The 741-nt window shown below is 67.2% G+C and carries 1 protein-coding gene; it reads right to left on the bottom strand.

Going from position 1 to position 741, the window contains the following annotated elements:
* Position 1: 1 nt before the first annotated feature.
* The coding region (locus tag IVA74_RS08795; protein ID WP_247341731.1) for a methyl-accepting chemotaxis protein at positions 2-741 on the bottom strand (740 nt) is incomplete at its 5' end.

Here is a 741-nt window from a genome sequence, read left to right as displayed (position 1 = left end):
CCTACGCCGCCCGGATATTCCCCATGAAGCGGTCGAGCTCGGCGCGCAACCGGGTGCTTTCGGATGACAGCGTCTTGGCCGAGTGCAGCACCTCTTCCGAGGCCGAGCCGGTCTCGGCGGCGCCGCGATTGACCTGACCGATGTCGGTGGCGGCGGTCTGGGTGCCCTGTGCGACGGTCTGGACGCTGCGCGCGATTTCTTGCGTCGCCGCGCCCTGCTGCTCGACTGCGCTCGCAATCGACGTCGAGATCGACGAGATCTGGCCGATGGTGGCGCCGATCTCCTTGATCGCCGCAACCGATTCGGCAGTCGCGCCCTGCATACCCGTGATGTGCGAGGAGATCTCGTCGGTGGCCTTCGCGGTCTGGCTCGCGAGCGACTTCACTTCGCTGGCGACAACTGCAAAGCCGCGGCCGGCTTCACCGGCGCGTGCCGCCTCGATGGTGGCATTGAGCGCCAGAAGGTTGGTCTGCTCGGCAATCGCCGTGATGAGCTTGACGACCTCCCCGATCTGCTGGGCGGCGTGCGAGAGCTTGCCGATGCGACCGTCGGTCTCTTTCGCCTGCACCACGGCAGCTTCGGCAATGCGGCTGGAATCGCGGACCTGGCGGCCGATCTCTTCGACCGAGGCCGAAAGCTCTTCCGTCGCGGTCGCGACCGACTGCATGTTGCTGGAGGCCTGCTCGGAGACGTCGGCGACCTGGCTCGACAGGCTCTGCGTGGTCTCGGCGGTGCGGGTCA

Source organism: Bradyrhizobium sp. 132 (assembly GCF_023074185.1).
GTDB lineage: Bacteria > Pseudomonadota > Alphaproteobacteria > Rhizobiales > Xanthobacteraceae > Bradyrhizobium.
This window is presented reverse-complemented; position numbering and strand designations above follow the sequence as displayed.